The sequence below is a fragment of the Shimazuella alba genome (assembly GCF_009831235.1).
Lineage (GTDB): Bacteria > Bacillota > Bacilli > Thermoactinomycetales > Thermoactinomycetaceae > Shimazuella > Shimazuella alba.
This window is the reverse complement of record NZ_WUUL01000009.1, coordinates 1-22163: the sequence shown is the minus strand read 5'-3', so window position 1 is coordinate 22163 and position 22163 is coordinate 1. Positions and strand designations below refer to the sequence as shown.

Below are 22163 nucleotides of genomic sequence, written 5' to 3'. Positions count from 1 at the left end.
AGCAATTATAAAATGAGGTGATCGTATGTCTTTACATCCAAAAGCAAAACAATTTTTGGAAGAATTCAAGAAAACGAATGAAGGTACTCCACCATTATCGGAAATAGATCCCAAGATAATCCGAGAATCTTTGATCCCGACCATTATATCAGATAAATATGAAACGATACATTTAGAGGACCATAGCCTAGAGGGTTCTTATGGGACAATACCCATACAGATTTATCGCCCAAATCTGGATAAAGATCAACCGGTTATTGTTTTTTATCATGGTGGAGGCTTTATACTTGGAGATGTAAAAGGTTATGCACCATTTTGTCAAAAAGTTGCTCATGATACGAATTGTACGGTTGTATCCATAGAGTATCGATTGGCTCCTGAATATAAATTTCCAACAGCAATAGAGGAGTGCTATGCAGCAACTAAATGGATATACAATCAAGCAAAAGAATTAGGTTTAGATGATTCTCGTTTTGCAGTAATGGGGGACAGTGCAGGTGGAAATATAGCTGCTGTAGTAACACATTTAGCTAGAGATAAAAAAGAAATTCCTATTACTTTGCAAGTACTCATTTTTCCGATGACATCCTTCGCAATTCAATCCATTTCCAAAAAAAAGTTTGCAGAAGGCTATTTTTTAGCACAAGAGAGCTTAGATTTATTTGAAAAGCATTATCTTCGAAGTAAATCTGATGTAACAAATCCACTAGCTTCACCGTTACTAGAAGATTTACATGATTTACCTCCTGCGTTTGTCTTAACTGCTGAATATGATCCACTACGTGATGAAGCGGAAGCGTACGTTCAAAAGTTGGTTGAATCTGGGGTTGAAGTATGGTCTAAAAGGTATGCTGGTATGATTCATGGATTTACTACTTTTACCGATTTATTTGGTGATAGATCGATTCAAGACATAAGCGAGTTTATTCGATCGAAGTTTTTTATTTAAGTTTTTGGAAATGCATGTAGGGATTGATTGACAATTGTTCTAAGCATAAAAGAATGACTAGTTTGTTTCGAAAATAATAAATTCATATTATCGAGGAGGAAAGAGAAATGAAATCAATTACTGTAAAACAGGCAGGTGGAATAGAAGAGTTAAAGATTCAAGAAGTAGCTGATTTAACTCCAAAAGCAGGTTGGTTAACAATTGATGTCGCGTATGCAGGTGTTGGATTTGTTGATGTATTGCTACGCAAAGGTGAATTTTCTTCTATCACTCCTTTTCCTGTTACACCAGGGTTAGAAGTGTCTGGTTATGTACGAGAAGTTGGTATTGGAGTAGAAGGCTTTTATGTAGGGCAGCCTGTAGCATCATTAACTTTACTGGATGTGGGTGGTTATGCCTCTCAAGCCTATGTTCGCCCTGAATTGACTGTTCCTCTTGATAACTTAGGTGCTGAGATCGATCTATCGACTGCCGCTGCTGCAATAGTCAACGCTACCACTGCGTATTTGGCTGTGAAAGAGATACATAACATGAAGCAAGGAGATCAAATACTTGTACATGGAGCTGCTGGTGGGCTGGGAAGTTTCTTAGGGCAAATTGCTAAACACTATGGGGCTAGTAAAGTATGGGGTACAGTTGGAAATAAGAAAAAAACTAAGTTAGCATCCAATTTAGGTTATGACGAACTAATTGTCCGTGCTGAATTCGTGGAAAAAATCTTAGGTTTTACCAGTCAAAAGGGAGTAGATGCAGTCTATGATACCATAGGAGGAGAAACGCAGAGAAAAAGTCTAGAAGTCCTTCGTATGTTTGGTCACTTGATAGCGTTAGGCAATGCAAGTGGTCAGAAAGTTAATTATACAAATACAGATTTATGGTTTACAAATAAAAGCATTACTGGATTTATGCTAGGTGGTTTGAGTGCAGTCGATCCTAAAAGAGTAGGACAAGCAGCTAAACGAGCTTTACAACTATTAGCTAAAAAGCAGATTCTAACTGAAATCTATGGTATATATCCCTTGGAGCAAGTAGTCGATGCTCATCTGCTACTTGAAGGGAAAGAAACGGTAGGTAAATTATTATTAAAAATCTAGTCTTTACTTATTCAAGTTTCTCTTATACCCCAGAATCAACAACGAAAAAGGCACCCATTGCTGAATGAAGTGCCTTTGATAACTTTCTTAAATGGAAAATGAAAGATATTTGTAAGTATCAATTTGGTATATCTTTTATCATGATGAAATTAAACCATATTTTTATAAATGAGAATTGGAACGGGAGTGTCTATCACATTCTTCTTGCAGATGAAGGATATAAAATCACAAAAAAAGAAATTAAATTATCTCTTTTTATATAGGTTTACTCTTTTTAGCCTACAGTTTAGAGAACAACATTATTTTTCATTATGAAAAAGTTGTCCTATTTTTCCCTGGACGCTCGTATATATATTTTAAAACAAGTCCATGGGAGGACAATTATGCAAAACAAAGCAAAAGTTATCGTTTGTATGCTTCTTTTTCCAGTCGTACTAACTGGTTGTTTTTCCAATCCGAGTGCAAAGGTTTCGAAACCAATTGATCCGCCACAAGGTGAAGCTCATGTTGTCCAAGCTCCTGTTCCCGCGAAAAAAGAAGCACAAGGTCATTTAACTGAGTTATACACGATGAATCAAGATGGGTATGTGATACCTTACTCGGCAAAACTTCCTGGAAAATCATTAGCGAAAAGCTCATTGGAAAGTTTAATAGAAGGATCTGCTCAGTCTTCAGTATTACCAAAAGGTATGAAAGCTGTTTTGCCTAAAGGTACAGAGGTACTAGGAGTAAAAATTAAAAATGGTACCGCAACAGTTAACTTCTCGAAAAACTTCCGCCACTACAAGGTGCAAGATGAATTAAAAATATTAAATGCAATAACATGGACACTCACAGGGTTTAGCAAAATCAAATCTGTAAATCTACAAATCGAAGGAAAAGACCTAGCTGTGATGCCGAAAGGGAAATCTGTAGCACAAAATTTAACGCGTGCTGATGGAATTAATGTAGAAGTCGCAAACGGTGTGGATATCAGTGGGAGCATGCCTGTCACCCTTTATTTCTTAAGTCAAGCAGATGATGACTCCATTAGTTATGTTCCTGTTACCAGACTAGTAAATCGATCGGCTAATATAGGAGAAACAGTAGTGAAGGAACTTGTGAGAGGACCTTTAGAAAATAGTCACTTGATAGGACCATTGGATACGGCTACGACGATTAAAGGTGTTAAGCTGAATGGAAAACAAGTAACAGCAAACTTTGGAAAAGAAATCTTACAGTATAACGATCAAACGGCAGCGTCCAAAAGTGCTCTGGAATCTATCGTATTATCACTCACGCAAAATATGAATGCAAACAAGGTTAAAATCATGGTTGAAGGAAAACAAACAATTGGTGTTTTAAACAATGAAGGGAAAAATGTAGATTTGCCAGTAACAAGACCAAAACAAATCAATCCAAGTGGTTTGTAAGTATCAAAAAAAGTACAAGATAAAAGTAGAGGTAAGTAAACCTCTGCTTTTTCAACTTGAAATATTATTAGAATCAGTAGGTTAATTCTTATTTTTCAACATTCGTGTGTTATACTGAGTTATCGAGAACTTAGGGGGAAGGAAGCTTGAGAACGGACGGAAGAAACTACGACGAATTACGAAGAGTAGAGATTATACGGGATTATATTAAACCAGCCGAGGGATCCGTTTTTATTTCCATTGGAGATACACGAGTCATTTGTACAGCAACTGTTGAGGAAAAAGTTCCTCCTTTTCTCCGTAATTCCGGTAAAGGTTGGATTACTGCTGAGTATTCCATGCTCCCACGAGCAACGGGAGTAAGAACAATTCGAGAAGCTAGTAAGGGTAAAGTTACGGGTCGAACAATGGAAATTCAGCGTCTTATTGGCAGAGCACTGCGTTCTGTAGTGGACTTGAAAGCATTAGGAGAACGTACACTTTGGATAGATTGTGACGTTATTCAAGCAGATGGCGGAACAAGGACAACTGCTATTACTGGTGCTTTTGTGGCGATGGTCGATGCGTTGATTCCATTATTCGAGAAAAAAGCATTGAAAAAGTTTCCAGTTAAAGATTTCCTTGCTGCTACAAGCGTTGGGATCATCGGTGAAAAAGCGTGCTTAGACTTATGCTATGAAGAAGATTCATCAGCAGTTGTAGATATGAATGTCATTATGACAGGGAAAGGAAAATATGTGGAGATCCAAGGTACTGGTGAAGAAAATCCGTTCACACCAGAGCAACTACAAGAAATGCTTACTCTCGCTAGAAAAGGTACTGCTGAATTAACAGTCATTCAAAAACAGCTGTTAGGAAACAATGCTGAATTTATAGGTGGGAATAATGGGTAAACAGAAGTGGCCATTTTCGACAATTATCATTGCAACTGCAAATAAACATAAGCAAAAACAATTTGTCGATCTATTTGCACCGTTGGGTTTGGCTGTGAAAGGATTAAACGATTTACAGGATGCGCCTGAAATTATAGAAGATCAACCTACTTTTGAAGGAAATGCAGCGAAAAAAGCAGAGATTATAGCAAATTGGCTAGGAGGACCTGTTATCTCAGATGACTCTGGAATTGTCGTTCCAGACTTGGATGGGGAACCAGGGGTGTATTCTGCTCGGTATGCTGGAGAGAATGCCACAGATGAACAAAACAATCAAAAGCTCTTGAGAAGGATTACAGAGTCAAAGTTGACTGAGCCAAGTGCTTATTATGTATGTGTGATGGCAGTGGCAATCCCAAACCAAGCAACCCAGTTATTTCGTGGGGAGTGTCATGGAAAAGTAATAGCTTTTCCTCAAGGAGACAATGGTTTTGGCTATGATCCTATCTTTTATTTGCCAGAAGAACAAATGACAATGGCACAACTACCAAGTGATAAAAAGTATGTTATTAGTCATCGTGCAAAAGCTACTGCTCAGTTAGTAGATTGGCTGCAAATGAGTTATTCTTTTCAAGCCTAATTGTAACAAAGGGTGTGTAAAAGGTGAAAGTACTTGTAACAAGTGATTCACATGGCAGAGCAAACTTATTAGAACAAATCGTTGATCGAGAACAAGCAGATTATGTGATTCACTGTGGCGACTTTTGTACGGAAAAAGAAAAACTTCCGAATGTAAAAATGTCTGTTGTTAGAGGAAATTGTGATTTTGAACAGGTTGCACAAGAGGAAGAAGTGACCTTAGCTGGATATCATTTTTTTGTTACACATGGTCACCGCCATCAAGTAAAATCCAATCTATTACCGCTGTCTTTAATTGCACAGGATCGAGGATCAGATATCGTTTGTTTTGGCCACTCCCATTTTCCATTCTGTGAGCAGGACGGCAAGAAATTATTTCTCAATCCAGGGAGTATTGTTGATCCTAGAGGCTATACTGTACCTACATATGCCATCGTGAATTTGGGTGAGGAACGGACAGTAGATGTTACCTATTTCCAACCCAATGGAAGCAAAGTACCAAGTCTGGGCGGTTCGTTTGTACTATAGTGCGAACCGTCAAACTTTTTATTGACAAATGAGTTTAATTAGGTTAATATAGACTCTGTTATGTCCCTGTAGCTCAGCTGGATAGAGCAACAGCCTTCAATTAGGAGCCTCTGTAAGGAAACAGAAACTTATAGAGTGGATGACACTATATCGGTGAAACCTTAACAGATAATGCTGATGGCAATACCGAGGAAACTTACGATCTCCCTATGGAGTGTTGAAAATGTATCATCACACAAATATAAAGGAGATTTAGGAGTTCTAAAGGCTCAAGTTGATTTATGCCTAATAAACCAACTCACTTGAGGGTAAGAACTCTAAAGAATAATCAATTGCTTAAACATTAAATTCGCAGCTGATTATCGTGAGGTTCCGTAGAGACTATACGTGTCACACCTGAAATGGTGAAGATATAGTCCAGACCACAAACAATGGATTGGTGACGAAAGTCATAGTGGTATGCTAAGCTGTGGGTCGGGAGTTCGAATCTCTCCGGGGACGCCATATGTGTTTGATAAAGTCATCTCTCTTTTGAGAGATGACTTTTTTACATTTGTGAAAGAATGAGAAGAGATGGCGAAATCAGATTGGATTGGAAATCTTTACAATCCACAAAGTCGTGAAGTCAAGTTGGAGGTACTGCATCTGTTTCTCACTTTAAACACCTCTTTACTGTTCTCAAAGGTTACAGATATACTAACAATAGCAGTTGGAAAATCTTTTTTCTTCTGTGCGGGTAAGAAAAAGAGAGTGACTAACAGATTAAGGAGCGGCATGTCCCGCAAATTTCTAGAGTGGTTGAAACGCCCCGAGTGGTTGAGTCCATCCGTCATGATGGCGATGGTTTCATTCAATGTTTATTTGTCACAAAACCATTTCGTTAATTCTCCTTTTTCCAAGCTGATGCAACAGCAAGGATTAGAGAAGGAAATTTCAACCCTTAACACCTTGCTTGCAGGAGTATCCATCCTTGCAGCTCTCGTGACGATGATCAACCGAGGTCCTTGGGTAAAACCGGTCATCATGGTTGCCAGTGTAGGAAATGCGATGATGATGCTTATTTATCCTTGGGCATTGTCACTGCCAGATCCCACCACGCTCTACGTCATTCGCTGTATCCAGATTCTATTGGACAGTGTGATCTACGGAGGATTAGGCTCTCTGCTTCGGATGGTGGCGAGTGAGGAACGAACAGCCCACAAAAAAACAATGGCATTGAATGAAGCGCTAACAGCGGCAGCTACCTCCATTGCCAAAATCATGGGCTTTTGGCTGATCGCTAACCCCATGACTTGGGCAGTGTGCGGTTCATTGCTCAATCTGCTTACTATTCCTCTTGTCTGGAGGGTAGATCTCGGTGAAAAATGTAAAAAAACAGAAAAGAGAAACCTTCAGGACAAGCGGAGGGTACCATCGGGACGTAGGCAATGGTTCACAGTTGTAAGATCGGAGAGCAGTCTGTGGGCTCTGGCTTTCGGCAGGCTTATTCCGACTATTGGAAATGACTTCGTCTTTATGCTCATCGGAGGAGGAGGTTATTTTCCCTTGTTTATCCATGAGACATGGCTGGCTGGTGCTGCACTTACTGCATTCGCCCTTGCCTGTTTGGCAGGCAAATGGATTTCTGCGTGTATTCCTAAAGGATGGGATGAACGTGGTATCATCGCTGTTGCCAGTGTCTTTTCTATTGGAGGATTCCAATGTCTATACTGGGTTGATGTCGAACATGTCTATTTTATTTTGATCGCAAGTCTATTTGGAATCACTTATGGAACAGCGTCTAATTCCTATGGATTCCTGATGAACCGTTCCATTGATCCTGACCGTAAAGGAATAGCTGTTGGATCAGTAAATCTATTCCTTTCGGTAAGTAGTATGCTATGTGCTATCCTATTTGGATGGACTGGTATCCACCGCGATCTCTGGCTTTGGGGATCGTTGATTGTCGCAGGAACACTGGCTGTCATTCCATTCATCAAATATCCACCGCATGAAAACGCGGAGAGAGATGAGGGAGATACTGTGGAAGCCAGCTCCTCCAACTGAGTCATAACACCCGCCCCTCTAGTGTTTAGTGATCACCAAATGGTGTGAGCAGAGCAGCTAGGGGGATGTTTTTGAGAAGTTTTCTGGTATCTTAGTCCGTGTGCGGAAAAACAAGACTATTTAGTACCAAAATAGTTCTACAAAAAGAAAAACACGCTGTACTTTCTTAGGCAATGACAGAAGGTTGGCTTTTTTGTGGATGAAAATATTGGGCTCCACTCTTTGTTTGTTAGAGTGGAGCGGTTGATACTACCTCTTTTCTGGAGGGGTTATCCTATGTTCCTGACTAGATGCCGAAGAGGCATACGAGCTTTTTCTGGCAGGTGAACCACTTGCTGCCCTCAGGGCAGCGGAGCCACTTGCCATACACGGCTGCTTCCTTGTGCTTCTCGTGCCCGAATTCAGAATACGTTCCGAATTTAAACGCTGATCGGGCAGTGTGGGTGCCGGTGGGAAGCACCAGGAAGTGCTTTTCATCCCTCACGATCACGAAGTGATGCATGAGATGATGCAGCTCGATGTCGCTCTCCCTCTGGCCTGCTTGTTTGAGGGGACTTACGAAGAAGATGGCTCCACTTCGCAGGGATGGATTTAGATTGGTCGAACTACAGCTCTGTCCCACTGGGAGCACACGACCTTCTTCGTTGATCTGCACCCACTGGTGGAAGAGCAGATAGGATCGTTTCTGGCTGCATTGTGTGGTGAAGGGGTCGTTGCTCAGACCACACCTGTACGGTTTCGGGCTGCTCGAGTCTTTGGGAAGTACCATGAAGGAACTCCCGCAGACGATCACGATGTAGTTCACGGCAGTGAGTACCTGGATTCCGCCAGCGGTTTGCTTGGACTGGAATCGACCGAAGTTGATCAGATACTTTCGTCCTCCGACTCCATCCTCACTCACAGTCGAGAGATGGATGGTATTCCCTTTGGAATGTAAGACAGCCAGAGGTGGAGTGATGGAACGGGACATTTGCTGCCTCCTCCGAGGAGATCAATTGTCTTAGAACTATCATAAACAGTCTGGATTGATAAAGTAAAGAATATTAGTAAAAGGTTTACTCTTTGTATTTTTTGTAATAACGACTAAGTGTTATGAGAGGCCATACAAATGGATAGCTATGATAATACACATAAAACTCCCCTGCTAAACCACTGCCGACTGGGTATTTCCATTCCTCTCCTCGTTGCTCCAATAATTGAAGTAATCGTCTGATTCCTGCATTTATTTCCACCGTGGGTGCATCATGAAAGGATATCAGGGCATCGAGTGCCCAAGCGGTTTGCACCGGAGTGGAGAAAGAAAGCTTTTGATATTTCATTTTCTGATCGCTGTAACACGATTCTCCCCAACCTCCATCATTTTGCTGTATAGAACATAGCCACTTTATTCCTTTTTGTATCGTAGGATGATCTTTTTTCACTCCTATTGCAGCTAACCCTGTTAAAGCTGCCCAAGTTCCATATATGTATGTCACTCCCCACCTGCCAAACCATGAACCATCGTCACATTGATTTTGAATAAGCCAATTTTTACCCTTATTTACTACATATTGTTGCTGAGAATAGGTCGTATAATTTCCCAGAAACTCCAATGTTCTTCCTGTCAAGTCCGCCATAGATGGATCTCCCCATACTTTGCTTCCGAGGTCAGGAAGGAAAGATTGCCAGGGTTTCCCAGTGTCTTTTTCAAATGCAGGCCATCCACCATCTCTATTTTGCATCGATAGTAACCAAATAACAGCTTTGTTCCATGATTTTTGTATTTGTTTTTCTTCAAAGGAGGACGTCAAAACACGCAAAGCTACTGTTGTATCGTCTACATCTGGATTTATGGTGTTGTGATCAGAAAATCCCCAACCACCAGGCATAACACTTTTATGAAGGAGTGCCCAGTCACCAAACTTCGTATGCTGACGCAAAAGCAAATAGGATTTTCCTTTTTGGATAGTGGGGTGTTGAGGATTGACACCTGCTTCCAGCAAAGCATGCAGGGTTAATCCAGTATCCCAAACAGTGGAGTTTGCTTCTTGCACATGTCCTCCGTTTGGAAGGGTACAAAAATAATTTGACAGCAATCCTATGTAAGCCTTTTCAATGACAGGATGATTTTTGGGATACCCAAGAGCGAGTAGGGCGATAATCATTAGAAAAGTAGAGCTCATGTAGTTATAAAGTGTTCCATCTGGTTCAATCCGGCCTAACAAAAACTTTTCTCCCCAGTTAGATGCACGCTGATGGACATTTTCGCTGAGGTATTGATGAGGGATGAAAGGATAAATTTTCTCTTTTATTCGTTGTGAAAATTTTTTATGAGTAGAACTTTTTGGCAACCATTTAGCAACTTGCCTATGTTTAGGCAAAGAAATGATGAACTTTCGATCTTGTATCAGCATGATTGGAGCTAAATGAGTCCGTGCATAACCCACAAAATCAAAGAAATGAATGGGCCCCCAAGTAGGAAGAAGAAAAAATTCGATCGGTAATTTGGTAAGATGGTTCCATGGATAATGTCCAAATATGGCTAATATGGTTCGTGTTAGCGGATTAGCTTGATCGATTTGGTTGGATTCGGATAAATATTTTTTTGCTTTTTCAAGTCGTCTATCATTTAGTTTATTGCTATACAAAAGTGCTATACATGCTTCAACGGTTGCGGAAGGATTGCCACCTTTTTCATCAGGGAAAGAGTTCCAAGTACCTTTGGTGTTTTGTCTAGAGAAGATACGATTAATTAGCATGTGCTCTATTACATCCGCCTTTTTTCCCAAAATCTTTATTAGCAACAGCATATAAGCATCAGTCATAATTCCACTTTCAAAGCAGAAACGCCAACTGCCATCGGATTTTTGCTGGTTAATCAGTTCGTTTGACAAACGATCGATCATTAATTCGATCTGTTCCATAATCAGGATGACTCCTTTGTTTTTTCTTATGGATATTCGATGAAAAAGGAGAACATGTGGAAAGTCGCTCTGAGAACTCGTTAAACACAGGTATCAAATTTTGTTGGGTATTGGAAAAGATATTGAAATAGGATATGAATTTTTAATATTGAAGGGGTTTGGGGAATGAAAAAGAATGTCTTTCAAGACCAATGGGCTGTTTGTTATGACCAAAGCAATTGGTTTGTGTCGCTTCGAAACGCATTAGATGGGTTAACAACAGAACAAGCTTCTTGGAAAGCTGGGGAGCAGACTAATTCGATATGGGAGATTGTAAATCATCTCATTTATTGGAATGAACGATACTATGATCGTTTTCAAGGGATTGCTGCGTGGGAAACTTCAAGCAAAAATGATAATACTTTTGCACCAATAGATGGATGGAACTGGCAAGAGACGGTGGAAAAGTGTTATCTGATTTTATCAAAATGGATAGATGCAATGGAAAATAGTGAGGAAGATAAACTGGATGGTTTGGCAACCGAAAACTTAGATTATGCTTGGTCGTCTGTCTTATCCAATCTGACCCTTCATAATGCCTATCATATCGGGCAGATAGTATACATTCGAAAACAGCAATTATCATGGGATTCGGCAAAAGGAGTAAAGGGATAAAAATTTCTAGTCATCGAATAATTAGACTTGGTTTTCAGTATTTTCTACATAGAAATAATCAAATACCCCATCCAAAAAGCGGGTGGGGTATCCTTTTATGAAATAAGAACTACCAGCCTGATTTTACGGATGATATTTGGTCGTTCCAGCTATGCCCATTTGGCATTTTATAGTCTGTGAAGTTTCGGAACCAATAGTTACCTCCGTTATTCACAAAAGTATAATGATATCCTTCATAATGCCAGTGCTGGTATATCGTTATAGAGGAGGAGGGATGTATATTTGTTGAAGAGATTCGATCGTTCCAATTATCTCCTACATAGTAGAAGTTATAGCCGACTTGCAGGCGAATAGAGGCTCCTAGACCCCTGTTATCAAACGATGTATGTTCATAAAAATAGGAGTATGCAGCAGCTTTAGCGTCAGCATTTTGAGTGGCAAGGTTTTGTTGTTTGTAGGCGTTATATTTTTCAAATGTTGAAAACCCGAGGATATGCTTTCCTTGGACAGCATTACGATAAATAATAAAAGCAACGATCTTCTTATGTTTCTGCGCATTATAGGTCTGACCATCGACAGAATCTATTTTCAGATTTTGGGGTAGAGTACTGGCCGAAGCATTTGTGGTGGGCATGTTAAAGCTCAGAGCTAAGATGAAAACAAAAGCGATAATGGGACAAATCTTCACAAAAAACTTTCTTGTCATTCAAATCCCCCTTAAAAAAATGGTAGGTATATGGCAAACAATTTATTTATATGAAAGAGTATTGGAATTATTCATGTTATTTTTTTGAATAGAAATATTTATTTGGATGAAAGAAAGAAGAGAAGTAGCTAATAGACATAACAAAATGAATCATTTTATTGTTGATAAAGGAAATGAAAAAAGAACATAACTTTATATCTCAATCATAATATTTTACGCTATTTCGATGTTTCTTTTTTTCCTTTCACCATATAATCGCTAATGGTTATTTTTACTTGATACTTAATCGGGACTTCACCAAATTGTTTGTCCCAATTTTTCTCCATTTGTTTCCATTGATTTGGATAGTGAATACGCAGTTGTTCTCCAAAGCCAGCAGCGTCTATATGGTATTCTTTTTGTAGTTTTTTCAGTGTTTGGCTTATTTCTTTTTCTATTTCCGCTTTTATAGCTAGTTCTGCACGGTTGATAAATTTATTAGAAAATGCATTGCCAGCAAGTACCCAATCTTCATTTAATCTACCCTTTGTTTCTATATTTACATTGAAGGATATGTGATCTTTGATGATATGAGGAATAATTTCATTTTTTACTGATGTTATGTCATAAAGCAGGAGTCCCTTTGTTTTTGGGTCTTTTGCTTTGACTATTCCCCCTTTTATATTTCCAGTAATCCAGTTTAGTCCTTTGACTTCCTTTTCATTTAAAAGACCAACCAATTTTTTGGTATCCCCTTTAATAAGTGCCCCACCACTAAATTTAATTTCTTTTTGATGAGTCTGTATCGTTTGGACAATAAAACTTGTATTGGCTTCCATAAGACTTTGTAACTTTCCATGTGTCATAGGAGGAATTAAGTTTGCAGTTTTGTATCTATTTGCGCTGATTCCGACTAGTTCGAAAGAAGGTACTTCTGCGGATATTTTTAATGCATTTGCAGCTACACCTTTAGAAATTAACATAATGCAGCTATCTCGTACCTCATATGTACGTTCATGAAAGCTGAGTAATTGTTGTAAATTCATATCACGAAGCAGTTTCTCACTAATTATTGTCACTTTAAGGTGGGAGCCTATTCCAGGATGTTCAGATTTCAGGGCAAACTGACGAATGATTTCTAATTTTGAATCCCCAATTCCAGAAATATTTTGGTACTTCTGTTTCGAATTACTAGATTCAGTATCACTAGGCGTATGAGAAATAGACTGTATGGTTAATTTTACACGGTTTTTTTGATTATCTGAGATACCATCAGGAGCTTTATCAAATGCCGATCCGACGATAAAGCTTATTTGGTCAATATCTCGACTGTCCCAACAACCAGATAATAATAGAAATATACAGGTTACGAAAGCAATTCTACGTAATTGTAACATTTGATTCACCTCCAATCGTTTTATTTAGACACTTCTTTTTTTCCTTTTTCCATATAATCTTTAATCGTAATGTTCACATGGTACCTAATCGGAACGTTGCTAAAGCGCTTATTCCAATTTTTTTCGATTTGAACCCATTCTTTTGGGTAATAAATACGTAATTGTTCCCCAAATCCAACTACATCTGTTTGATATTGTTTTTGTAACTTATGAAGCGTTCGATTTATTTGGTTTTTAATTTCTTGTGTGGCGGCAATTTGCGCTCGTTCTATAAATTTATTAGAAAAGGCATTACCTGCTGAAACCGCATCTTCATTTAATCTACCGCTGGATTCAATATCTACATCAAAAGAGATATGATTTCCTTTTAAATGAGGGGAGATTTTGCTTTTTACGGTTGATACTTCATAAAGAATAAGTCCATTTGTTTTTGGATCTCTTCCTTTCACAATTCCTCCTTTTACATTTCCAGTCAACCAGTTAAGACCTTCTATTTCTCTTTCATCTAAATGCCCAATTAATTTATTGGTGTCTCCTTTTATAATTGCAGCATGGTTAAAGTCTATTTTCCCATGCTTAACTTGTACACCTTGGATGATAAAATCTTTGCGGGCAGACATAATATTAATTGCCTTGCCAATAGAAAGTGGCGGTAACAATCGAGATGTTTTATATTGGTTCTTATCAATCCCGATAAGAGTAAAAGCGGGAATACCTTTTGGTATTTTTAAGGTATCAGCTGCTAAACCTCTTGCAATAAGCAATATACAGCTGTCTCTTATTTCATAAGTACGGGAATGTTGTTCAAGAATCATTTCCATATTCATTTCTTTTGCAAGTTTTTCTCCGATAATGATAACTTTTAAATGTTGTCCGTATGATGGTTTTTCATTTTCTTGTGAAAATCGATCAATGATTTCAATTATAGAATTTCCCGAACCTGTTATGTTTTGATATTGTTGTCCTTGCACTTGACTATTTTGTTCATTTTGAGAAATAGATGGTTTAGCGGAAATAGACTGAGTGGTAAGTTTTATGAGATGTTGGTTTTTGGAAGATGCAGTAGGAGATGCTTTATCCAGAGCAGTTCCGACATGGATATTTAGTTGTTCAATATCACGGCTGTCCCAACAACCCATTAAGAACAAGAAACAACAAGAGATAAAAATGATAAAATAACATCGGAACACTACTTAACTCTCCTTTCTCTAGTAGATCAAATACAAAAAAATAGAAGGTATTATTGTGATATTTCTTTTTTTCCTTTTACCATATAATCTTCTACAGTAATGGAAACATTTAGTTTAATAGACGCTTCGCTAAAATATTTGTCCCAATTCCTTTTCAAATGATTCCATTGTTTTGGATAGTGAATGCGTACTTGTTCTCCAAATCCTGCTACATCTAGTTTTTGCTGCTTTTGTAATCGGGTAAGTGTCTGGTTGAGTAGCCGTTCCGTTTCTTCTTTTATCGCTAATTCTGTTCTATGGATAAACTTATTGGAAAAAGCGTTTCCAGCATGTACCCCGTCTTCATTTAAACGACCAACAGATTTAATGCTTATATCAAAGGAAAGATGGTTTCCTTCTATATATGGAGTGATGCTACTTTTTACAGACGAAATATTGTATGCAATTAATCCTTTGGTTTTCGGATCTTTTCCTTTTAATATACCGCCTTTTATGTCGCCTGTGAGCATATTTAAACCTTTTACTTCATCTTCATCTAAGTAACCCACTAATCTATTTACTCCACCTTTTATGAGAGCTGCGCTATTAAATTTAATTTTTCCATTTTTGGTACTAACACTCTGAATAGCCATATTCTCATCGTTTGCCATAGAACGTGTTGCTTTTCCATTTGTGGTAATAGGCAACAAATTAGCAGAATGAGATTCATTTTCTCCGATTCCGATTAGGGTGAATGCAGGAATATCAGTAGATATTTTCAATGTTTTTGCTGCTTCCCCTTTAGCAACTAACAAAATACAACTGTCTCGTACCTCTAAAGATCTGTTAAAAAGACTGAGGAGTATTTGCAAATTCTTTTCTTTCAATAGTTCTTCACCAATGACCAGAACTTTTAAATGTTGGCCATAGGGGGGAGAATCATTTTTTAGTGAAAACTCACGAAAAATTTCCAGCACTGAATCTCCAACACCTGTTAAATTTTGGTATTTTTTCTTTTTGTTTCCTTGATCAGATTCTGAAGGAAGCTGGGTTGGAGAAATATTTTGCAAGGTGAGTTTTATTTGATTTTGTTCCTTGTTTCGTCGTAATGTTGAGGTTTTTGGTTTGTCCAAGGCAGCACCAATTTCCATATATAACTCTTCAATATCATGACTGTCCCAACAACCCGTTAAAATAAAGAATAATAAACAGATTAGAAATAGCTTATGATGCAGACACATGTTTCTTCCCTCTCCAAATAGCAATTAGAAGTAACATCAAAGGAATTGGTAAAATAAAGAGCAAACCAAAATAACCGAGTAGATTACCAAAATGAAAGACATCATTGATATTTTTTGGTGATAGAGCTATTAAGTATAAGATAGGTGCTAATCCAAAAATAAATGGTTTGATCTTAGTTTGGAATAACTGAGAGAGTCCAAGAACAGCTATATAATAACACGTTACAAAAGTAGTGAAGATTTGCAAAATCCAAATTGCTAATATAAAGGTCTCAAATCTCTCAAATATTATCCCAGTGTATTCAAATTGGCGGAACAAACTTAGTACAGGCCATGTTTTTGTTTGAACTCCTGCAACACCTAATGAAGCTATCGTAAAAATGGTAGTCATGATGTAAAAAAACAATGGAATGGAAATCCCAATAGTAGCTGCTTTGATGCCTTTGTGAGGTTCTTTCATAAAAGAGAAAACAACAAGCATGCTTTCAATCCCAGTTAAAGATAAAGCGGTAGGTTGTATTCCTTTGACCACTGGCAAAACTCCCATACCCAGTATGGGACGTAAGTTATTTATTTCAAATGTCTTTAAGCTTAAAAGAATGACGATGAGAAAGACAAGGATGGTTGGAGGTAACAATATATCAAACAAACGAGCTATCGGGTTAATTCCTCCCACTATCAAATAAACACCTAAACAGATAAAAGGCACAACAGTAGCCATAAAAGGTGTTCGAGGTAACAAATACAAATGTGTCACCTCTGCCATTCCACGAACTTCAAATGCACCTAGCAATAAAAAATAAATAATCAATACCAGACTAAGTAATATCCCAAACCATTTTCCTATAATTTTCTGACTGAACTGATAAAATGTTTCTTCAGGAAATCGTTGGCAAAGTTTTATTAATACCATGCTAAATAGAATGAGAAGCAGTCCAGAGATGAGAACAGAAAGCCAACCATCAGGAGTTTGAGTCGCTGAAGTTACCACCCTTGGAAGTGTTAAAATCCCCATAGCAGTCATATGAGAAGATATATAAACGATTGCTTGAGCTGTGGTTATTTGGTCCTTTTGCTTTATCAACGAATTTTACCCCTATCTATTCAAACATCATCTTTTTGGCGTTTGTCATCTAAAACATGCATCATTTGAGGACGATTCTTCATTGTCATCAATGGAAATCGAACAATAAAATCTTTCCAACCGCTAATACTATAAGGTGCTGCTGGTGAAACGTAAGGAACACCAAAGCTTTTTAATTTACAAAGATGAATGGCCAGCAAGATAAAGAAGAGAATAACACCATATAATCCCCATATTGCGGCACAGAGCATAGAGCCGAATCGTAACATTCTAAGTGCTATTCCAGCTCCATACTGTGGAATAGCAAATGAGGAAATCGCGGTAATAGCAACAATTATCACCATTATAGGACTTACAATTCCAGCTTTTACAGCTGCCTCTCCAACTACTAATCCACCTACTAGACCTACCGTTTGACCTACAGGACGAGGTAAACGTAAACCTGCCTCTCGCAATACTTCAATAGCTGTTTCCATCAGTAATGCCTCAATGACAGAAGGAAAAGGAACACCCTCTCGTGTAGCTGCGATGGAAATAGCTAACTTAGTTGGTATCAATCCTTGATGAAAAGAGATAAAAGAAATATAAATAGATGGGAGAAATACAGTTGCAAAAGCAGCTAGATAACGAAGAATACGAATCAATGAACCAGGAATCCAGCGTTCATAGTAATCTTCAGGGGATTGCAAAAACATGGAAAAAGTAACTGGTACGATCAATGCAAATGGTGTACCATCCAACAAAATAGCTACTCTTCCTTCTGTTAGCGCTGCTATTACTCGATCGGGCCGTTCCGTACTTTGTACTTGTGGAAAAGGGGATAGATGATCATCTTGAATGAACTGCTCGATATACCCTGACTCAAGGGCAATATCCAGATCAAATTTTTCTATTCTATCCTTGGTAATGGAAATTAAATCTGGATTTGTTAGCCCTTCCAGATATAATAATAGTAATTTTTTTTTGGAACGTTGCCCTACCTCATATTCCACCATAGTAAGAGAAGGATCTGGAAGCCCTTTGCGGAGTAATGCTCTATTATCTGCTAAATTTTCATTAAATCCCTCTCTAGGACCTCTAACAAGGGACTCTGTAATGGGTTCTTCGATGGACCGTGACTTGAAAGACACTGTTCCCAAGAGGAAAATTATATCAATATTGTTTATTAACAAAGCAGTCGAGCCACTTAAGATTGAAATAATTGTGCTGTCTAATGATTTCTCCTCTTTTATTTCACTTAGGGCAATCACCTGATTATTTATCCAATCTTTCAAATGATCAGGAGTAGGAAGTGTTTCTCTTGAGAAGATACCCGCCAAGTCATAAATCATTGACTTTAGGATCTGATCTTGAATCAACTTTTTGTCAACTAAACCATCAACATAAACAATAGAAGCTTCTATTCCAGTTGAACCTAGTAGGAAAGAACGAAAGATTACATCAGTATTATGTCCTATCGCTTGTTTTATCTGATTCAAATTCACATGAATATCGGTAGTGAAATCATTTGGTTTAGAAATTATGGACTGATGGCCGCTATCATTTTTTTCTATTTTTTGATTCTCAGATGTGTTTTTTTGTTGCCATTTCGTCATAGGTACTATCTGTCCCTTCATGTCAGAGCTCCTATTTTTTTTTAGGAGATTTTAGGATTGTTTGAACAAAATCTGATAATTTTTGTATTCCAAAAGGGATGATAAATGTAATCAAAGCACCTATCCAGATATCCCATTTCAATAAATTAGAAAAAAAGCTCTCAAACATGTCTTCATTCCTTTTCTTTAAGAAGGAGGGGAGATTTAATCTTTTTTAGCTTGCGCTATGAAGAAAAGCATTATGTACTGTTAGATAAGTATAGAAAGTTATTTTTTAGTTTCCTTAGGTAAAATACTGACATTAACAGTCAAAAACAGTTAGGGTGCTAAATAAAACACGTAGAACATAAGTACATAAAGGGTATTTATTTTCCCTATAAATGCTATTTTTTATTGATTTAAACTAAAAAATAGCAACAGAAAATTGTTCCATCTTCTCACTTCCTTTTATTTGTTGTAAAATAGTTTTTATCTGGCCATATACATAATGCTAAATAATACCCTTTAGGGTTAATTTATTGCGCTTCTCCATGAACGTGTTTATAATGGAATGGTTGTAAGTGCTGATACGGCAAAGATTTTATGGACTTGTAGGAGGTTCTTTTGATGACAGCTAGTTTTGTAAAGAATGATAATAACCAAGTGGTTTTAACAGTAGAAACACCAGAAGAAAAAGTATCTGCAGCTCTTGACCAAGCATTTAAGAAAGTGGCTCAAAAAGTAAACGTACCAGGATTCCGTAAGGGGAAAATTCCTCGCCAATTGTTTGAAAAACGTTTTGGTGTCGAATCTTTGTACCAAGATGCATTGGATATTCTTTTGCCTCAAGCTTATGAAGATGCAGTCAAAGAAACAGGAATTGAGCCTGTTGATCGCCCAGAAGTAGATGTAGAACAATTGGAAAAAGGAAAATCACTTATCTTCACCGCAACTGTAACGGTAAAACCTGAAGTTTCTCTTGGAGAATACAAAGGTGTAGAGATTGAAGAAAAAGATTTCTCTGTTACGGAAGAAGCGATTAATGAAGAACTCTTAAAAATGCAAAAACAACAAGGCACATTAGAACCAGTTGAATCTGGTACCGTTGAAAATGGAGATAATGTGGTAATTGATTTTGAAGGATTTGTAGATGGTGTTGCTTTTGAAGGTGGAAAAGGCGACAACTATTCTCTAGAGATTGGTTCCAACACTTTCATCCCTGGTTTCGAAGAACAACTGATTGGGCTTGCGCTTGGCGAAGATAAAGATGTTGATGTGACATTCCCTGAGGATTACCGTGCGACAGAATTAGCTGGAAAACCTGCTACATTCCGTGTGAAATTGCATGAAATTAAACGTTTAAGTCTTCCTGAGCTAGATGATGAATTTGCTCAAGATGTGAGCGAAGAAGAAACATTAGCTGATCTAAAAAAAGATATTGAGCATAAACTAGAAGAGCGACTCAAAAAAGAAGAAGAAGATTACATTCGTAACCAAGTGGTAGAAGTTGCTTCTAACAATGCAGAAGTAGATATTCCAGCTGCTATGATCAATCATGAAGTAGATCACATGTATGGTCACTTTGTACAAAATCTGAGCTATCAAGGACTGAGCATTGAACTTTATACACAACTTACAGGCCAATCTGAAAGTGATATCAAAGCACAGATGAAAGAAGATGCAAGTAAAAAAGTTCGTGCTGATCTCGTAATCGAAGCAATATCTATCGCAGAAAATGTTGAGGTATCAGAAGAAGAAATCGATGAAGAGATCGTGCAAACAGCAAAAGAAATGAATCGTGAAGTAGAAGAAGTACGAGACATTATTAACAAACAAGGTAATATTGATTCATTGCGTGATTCTCTTAAACGGAAGAAAACTATTGATCTACTTGTATTGAACCGTAAAAATACGGCATAATGGAATAAGGAGATTGTTCATTTCAAGGCACGTTCTCACGTGCCTTGTTCTGTAGCATTATCGCATTTCTTAAAAATGAGGTGTTAACCTGTGCCCTTGGTCCCGATGGTGGTAGAACAGTCCAACCGTGGCGAACGAGCTTACGATATTTATTCTCGTCTGCTAAAAGACAGGATTATTTTTATTGGTAGTCCGATCGATGACAACATATCTAATTTAGTAGTAGCACAACTTTTGTTTTTAGCAGCTGAAGATCCAGAAAAAGATATTTCCATGTACATAAACTCTCCTGGTGGTAGTGTAACAGCAGGGATGGCGATTTTTGATACCATGCAGTTTATCGGACCAGCAGTATCTACGATGTGTATTGGTCTAGCAGCTAGTATGGGAGCATTTTTACTCGCCGCCGGTGAAAAAGGGAAACGTTTTGCACTACCGAACAGTGAGATTATGATTCACCAACCCCTTGGTGGTGCTAGAGGACAGGCATCTGACATTAAAATCCATGCAGATTGGATCCTTCGTACAAAAGATCAACTGAATCGAATCCTAAGTGAACGTACAGGACAATCTCTGGAACAGATTGCTAAAGATACAGACCGTGACAATTTTATGAGTGCAGAAGAAGCAAAAGAATATGGACTAGTAGATGACGTACTAGTACGTATCTAACATTGAAAGGGGTGAACCGATCTTGTTCAAGTTCAATGAAGAAAAAGGTCAATTAAAGTGCTCTTTCTGTGGAAAGTCCCAAGATCAAGTGCGTAAATTAGTTGCAGGGCCTGGTGTTTATATTTGTGACGAATGTATTGAGTTATGCAATGAGATTGTGGAAGAGGAATTGGGTAGTGAAGAGGAATTAGATCTTAAAAACTTGCCAAAACCTCAAGAAATTAGAGATATTCTTGATCAATATGTCATTGGTCAAGATCTGGCGAAAAAATCGCTCTCTGTTGCAGTATATAATCATTACAAAAGGGTGAATTCCACTCCTAAAACAGATGATGTGGAACTATCCAAAAGTAATATCTTGCTACTAGGACCTACCGGTAGCGGGAAAACTTTACTTGCACAAACGATGGCCCGAATCTTAAATGTACCATTTGCTATCGCTGATGCTACTTCTTTAACCGAAGCGGGCTATGTTGGTGAAGATGTAGAGAACATCCTGTTGAAATTAATTCAAGCTGCTGACTTTGATGTAGAGAAGGCAGAACGTGGAATTATCTATATTGACGAGATCGATAAAGTCGCTCGTAAATCTGAAAATCCTTCTATTACTCGTGATGTGTCTGGGGAAGGTGTACAGCAGGCGCTTCTTAAAATATTAGAAGGCACTGTTGCTAGTGTTCCACCTCAAGGAGGACGCAAGCATCCACATCAAGAATTTATCCAAATCGATACGAGCAATATCTTGTTTATTTGTGGCGGGGCATTTGATGGATTGGAAACGTTGATCAAACGGCGTAACGGTAAAAAAGTAATCGGATTCGGTTCGGATATGCAGAACATGACCATGAAGCCAGGGGAATACCTCAAAATGGTCCTTCCTGAAGATCTGTTGAAATTTGGTTTGATTCCCGAGTTTGTAGGTCGTCTTCCAGTTGTATCTACTTTGGAACCACTGGATGAGAATGCCCTCATTCAGATCTTGACTGAACCAAAGAATGCTCTTGTTAAACAATATAGTAAATTGCTTGAGATGGATAATGTAGAGCTTCATTTTGAAAAAGAAGCACTAGAGGCAATCGCTGCGGAGGCAATCAAGCGAAAAACAGGAGCGCGTGGCTTGCGTTCCATTATCGAGTCGATCATGCTCGATGTTATGTTTGATTTGCCATCACGCGATGATGTAACTAAGTGCTCTATTACCAAAGAAGCAGTGGTAAGTAAAGAAGCGCCAAAGTTGACAACAAGAGAAGGTAGAGTTGTCAATAAAAAGAAAGAAGAATCAGCATAAAGTCTTAAAAAAAGTGATCCTCTTGTTGAGGATCAC

General features: G+C 38.1%; 19 protein-coding genes. 11 read left to right on the top strand and 8 right to left on the bottom strand.

Translation table 11 applies throughout. The features are described from left to right. The first annotated feature begins 25 nt into the window (after nucleotides 1–25). From GSM42_RS13535 to GSM42_RS13505, 7 genes are all read left to right on the top strand, one after another. Nucleotides 26–949, top strand: coding sequence for an alpha/beta hydrolase (locus GSM42_RS13535; protein WP_160802072.1), 924 nt, complete (start codon nucleotides 26–28; stop codon nucleotides 947–949). 107 nt (nucleotides 950–1056) lie between these two features. Beyond that, nucleotides 1057–2043, top strand: a complete 987-nt coding sequence (locus GSM42_RS13530; protein WP_160802071.1) for a quinone oxidoreductase family protein — start codon at nucleotides 1057–1059, stop codon at nucleotides 2041–2043. Between the two features lie 383 nt (nucleotides 2044–2426). After that, nucleotides 2427–3455 carry a GerMN domain-containing protein gene (locus GSM42_RS13525; RefSeq protein ID WP_160802070.1) on the top strand — a complete coding sequence of 343 codons (1029 nt, stop codon included), beginning with the start codon at nucleotides 2427–2429 and terminating at the stop codon, nucleotides 3453–3455. Nucleotides 3456–3601: 146 nt separating this feature from the next. Next, a complete protein-coding gene (rph, locus tag GSM42_RS13520; RefSeq protein ID WP_160802069.1) occupies nucleotides 3602–4348 on the top strand; it encodes a ribonuclease PH in 747 nt (248 codons plus the stop codon). Then, on the top strand, nucleotides 4341–4967 hold the full coding sequence (locus GSM42_RS13515; protein WP_160802068.1) for an XTP/dITP diphosphatase: 627 nt from the start codon (nucleotides 4341–4343) through the stop codon (nucleotides 4965–4967). Before rph ends, GSM42_RS13515 begins: the two co-directional genes overlap by 8 nt. Before the next feature lie 23 nt (nucleotides 4968–4990). Then, nucleotides 4991–5494 (top strand): YfcE family phosphodiesterase, encoded by a 504-nt coding sequence (locus GSM42_RS13510; RefSeq protein WP_160802067.1) that lies wholly within the window; start codon nucleotides 4991–4993, stop codon nucleotides 5492–5494. A 774-nt stretch (nucleotides 5495–6268) separates the two neighbouring features. Further along, complete coding sequence (locus GSM42_RS13505) at nucleotides 6269–7540, top strand: MFS transporter (protein WP_160802066.1); 1272 nt, start codon at nucleotides 6269–6271, stop codon at nucleotides 7538–7540. A 286-nt stretch (nucleotides 7541–7826) separates the two neighbouring features. Here the strand turns inward: GSM42_RS13505 and GSM42_RS13500 are convergent, their stop codons facing one another. Both GSM42_RS13500 and GSM42_RS13495 read right to left on the bottom strand, forming a co-directional pair. Continuing rightward, a complete protein-coding gene (locus tag GSM42_RS13500; RefSeq protein ID WP_160802065.1) occupies nucleotides 7827–8510 on the bottom strand; it encodes a hypothetical protein in 684 nt (227 codons plus the stop codon). 85 nt (nucleotides 8511–8595) lie between these two features. After that, on the bottom strand, nucleotides 8596–10443 hold the full coding sequence (locus GSM42_RS13495; RefSeq protein WP_160802064.1) for a terpene cyclase/mutase family protein: 1848 nt from the start codon (nucleotides 10441–10443) through the stop codon (nucleotides 8596–8598). Between the two features lie 165 nt (nucleotides 10444–10608). Here GSM42_RS13495 and GSM42_RS13490 point away from each other — a divergent pair, with 165 nt between their 5' ends. Continuing rightward, nucleotides 10609–11097 (top strand): DinB family protein, encoded by a 489-nt coding sequence (locus GSM42_RS13490; RefSeq protein WP_160802063.1) that lies wholly within the window; start codon nucleotides 10609–10611, stop codon nucleotides 11095–11097. Between the two features lie 109 nt (nucleotides 11098–11206). Here GSM42_RS13490 and GSM42_RS13485 read toward each other — a convergent pair whose 3' ends face one another. The 6 genes from GSM42_RS13485 to GSM42_RS13460 form a co-directional block, all read right to left on the bottom strand. Then, nucleotides 11207–11803: a hypothetical protein gene (locus tag GSM42_RS13485; protein ID WP_160802062.1), complete on the bottom strand. Its 597-nt coding sequence runs from the start codon at nucleotides 11801–11803 to the stop codon at nucleotides 11207–11209. Between the two features lie 218 nt (nucleotides 11804–12021). Beyond that, complete coding sequence (locus GSM42_RS13480) at nucleotides 12022–13179, bottom strand: Ger(x)C family spore germination protein (RefSeq protein WP_160802061.1); 1158 nt, start codon at nucleotides 13177–13179, stop codon at nucleotides 12022–12024. A 20-nt stretch (nucleotides 13180–13199) separates the two neighbouring features. Next, complete coding sequence (locus tag GSM42_RS13475) at nucleotides 13200–14369, bottom strand: Ger(x)C family spore germination protein (RefSeq protein WP_160802060.1); 1170 nt, start codon at nucleotides 14367–14369, stop codon at nucleotides 13200–13202. A gap of 50 nt (nucleotides 14370–14419) precedes the next feature. Further along, the gene (locus GSM42_RS13470; protein WP_160802059.1) at nucleotides 14420–15589 is read right to left on the bottom strand and encodes a Ger(x)C family spore germination protein; all 1170 of its coding nucleotides are present in this window, start codon (nucleotides 15587–15589) and stop codon (nucleotides 14420–14422) included. Beyond that, the gene (locus GSM42_RS13465) at nucleotides 15573–16673 is read right to left on the bottom strand and encodes a GerAB/ArcD/ProY family transporter (RefSeq protein ID WP_237446608.1); all 1101 of its coding nucleotides are present in this window, start codon (nucleotides 16671–16673) and stop codon (nucleotides 15573–15575) included. The genes GSM42_RS13470 and GSM42_RS13465 overlap by 17 nt, the downstream gene beginning before the upstream one ends. A 20-nt stretch (nucleotides 16674–16693) precedes the next feature. Beyond that, nucleotides 16694–18289 (bottom strand): spore germination protein, encoded by a 1596-nt coding sequence (locus GSM42_RS13460; RefSeq protein WP_237446607.1) that lies wholly within the window; start codon nucleotides 18287–18289, stop codon nucleotides 16694–16696. 585 nt (nucleotides 18290–18874) lie between these two features. On the opposite strand from GSM42_RS13460, the gene tig reads away from it, so the two are divergent. From tig to clpX, 3 genes are all read left to right on the top strand, one after another. Next, nucleotides 18875–20167, top strand: a complete 1293-nt coding sequence (gene tig, locus GSM42_RS13455) for a trigger factor (protein ID WP_160802058.1) — start codon at nucleotides 18875–18877, stop codon at nucleotides 20165–20167. A gap of 105 nt (nucleotides 20168–20272) precedes the next feature. Continuing rightward, nucleotides 20273–20839 (top strand): ATP-dependent Clp endopeptidase proteolytic subunit ClpP, encoded by a 567-nt coding sequence (gene clpP, locus GSM42_RS13450; RefSeq protein ID WP_160802199.1) that lies wholly within the window; start codon nucleotides 20273–20275, stop codon nucleotides 20837–20839. Nucleotides 20840–20861: 22 nt separating this feature from the next. Continuing rightward, a complete protein-coding gene (clpX, locus tag GSM42_RS13445) occupies nucleotides 20862–22127 on the top strand; it encodes an ATP-dependent protease ATP-binding subunit ClpX (RefSeq protein ID WP_160802057.1) in 1266 nt (421 codons plus the stop codon). Nucleotides 22128–22163: the final 36 nt, after the last annotated feature.

Coding starts and splice junctions, on each gene's coding strand:
- clpP (WP_160802199.1), top strand. CDS start 20,273: ATGGTGGTAGAACAGTCCAACCGTGGCGAACGAGCTTACGATATTTAT.
- GSM42_RS13460 (WP_237446607.1), bottom strand. CDS start 18,289: ATGAAGGGACAGATAGTACCTATGACGAAATGGCAACAAAAAAACACA.
- GSM42_RS13525 (WP_160802070.1), top strand. CDS start 2,427: ATGCAAAACAAAGCAAAAGTTATCGTTTGTATGCTTCTTTTTCCAGTC.
- GSM42_RS13470 (WP_160802059.1), bottom strand. CDS start 15,589: ATGTGTCTGCATCATAAGCTATTTCTAATCTGTTTATTATTCTTTATT.
- GSM42_RS13530 (WP_160802071.1), top strand. CDS start 1,057: ATGAAATCAATTACTGTAAAACAGGCAGGTGGAATAGAAGAGTTAAAG.
- GSM42_RS13500 (WP_160802065.1), bottom strand. CDS start 8,510: ATGTCCCGTTCCATCACTCCACCTCTGGCTGTCTTACATTCCAAAGGG.
- GSM42_RS13515 (WP_160802068.1), top strand. CDS start 4,341: ATGGGTAAACAGAAGTGGCCATTTTCGACAATTATCATTGCAACTGCA.
- GSM42_RS13480 (WP_160802061.1), bottom strand. CDS start 13,179: ATGTTACAATTACGTAGAATTGCTTTCGTAACCTGTATATTTCTATTA.
- GSM42_RS13505 (WP_160802066.1), top strand. CDS start 6,269: ATGTCCCGCAAATTTCTAGAGTGGTTGAAACGCCCCGAGTGGTTGAGT.
- GSM42_RS13495 (WP_160802064.1), bottom strand. CDS start 10,443: ATGGAACAGATCGAATTAATGATCGATCGTTTGTCAAACGAACTGATT.
- tig (WP_160802058.1), top strand. CDS start 18,875: ATGACAGCTAGTTTTGTAAAGAATGATAATAACCAAGTGGTTTTAACA.
- GSM42_RS13485 (WP_160802062.1), bottom strand. CDS start 11,803: ATGACAAGAAAGTTTTTTGTGAAGATTTGTCCCATTATCGCTTTTGTT.
- GSM42_RS13490 (WP_160802063.1), top strand. CDS start 10,609: ATGAAAAAGAATGTCTTTCAAGACCAATGGGCTGTTTGTTATGACCAA.
- GSM42_RS13535 (WP_160802072.1), top strand. CDS start 26: ATGTCTTTACATCCAAAAGCAAAACAATTTTTGGAAGAATTCAAGAAA.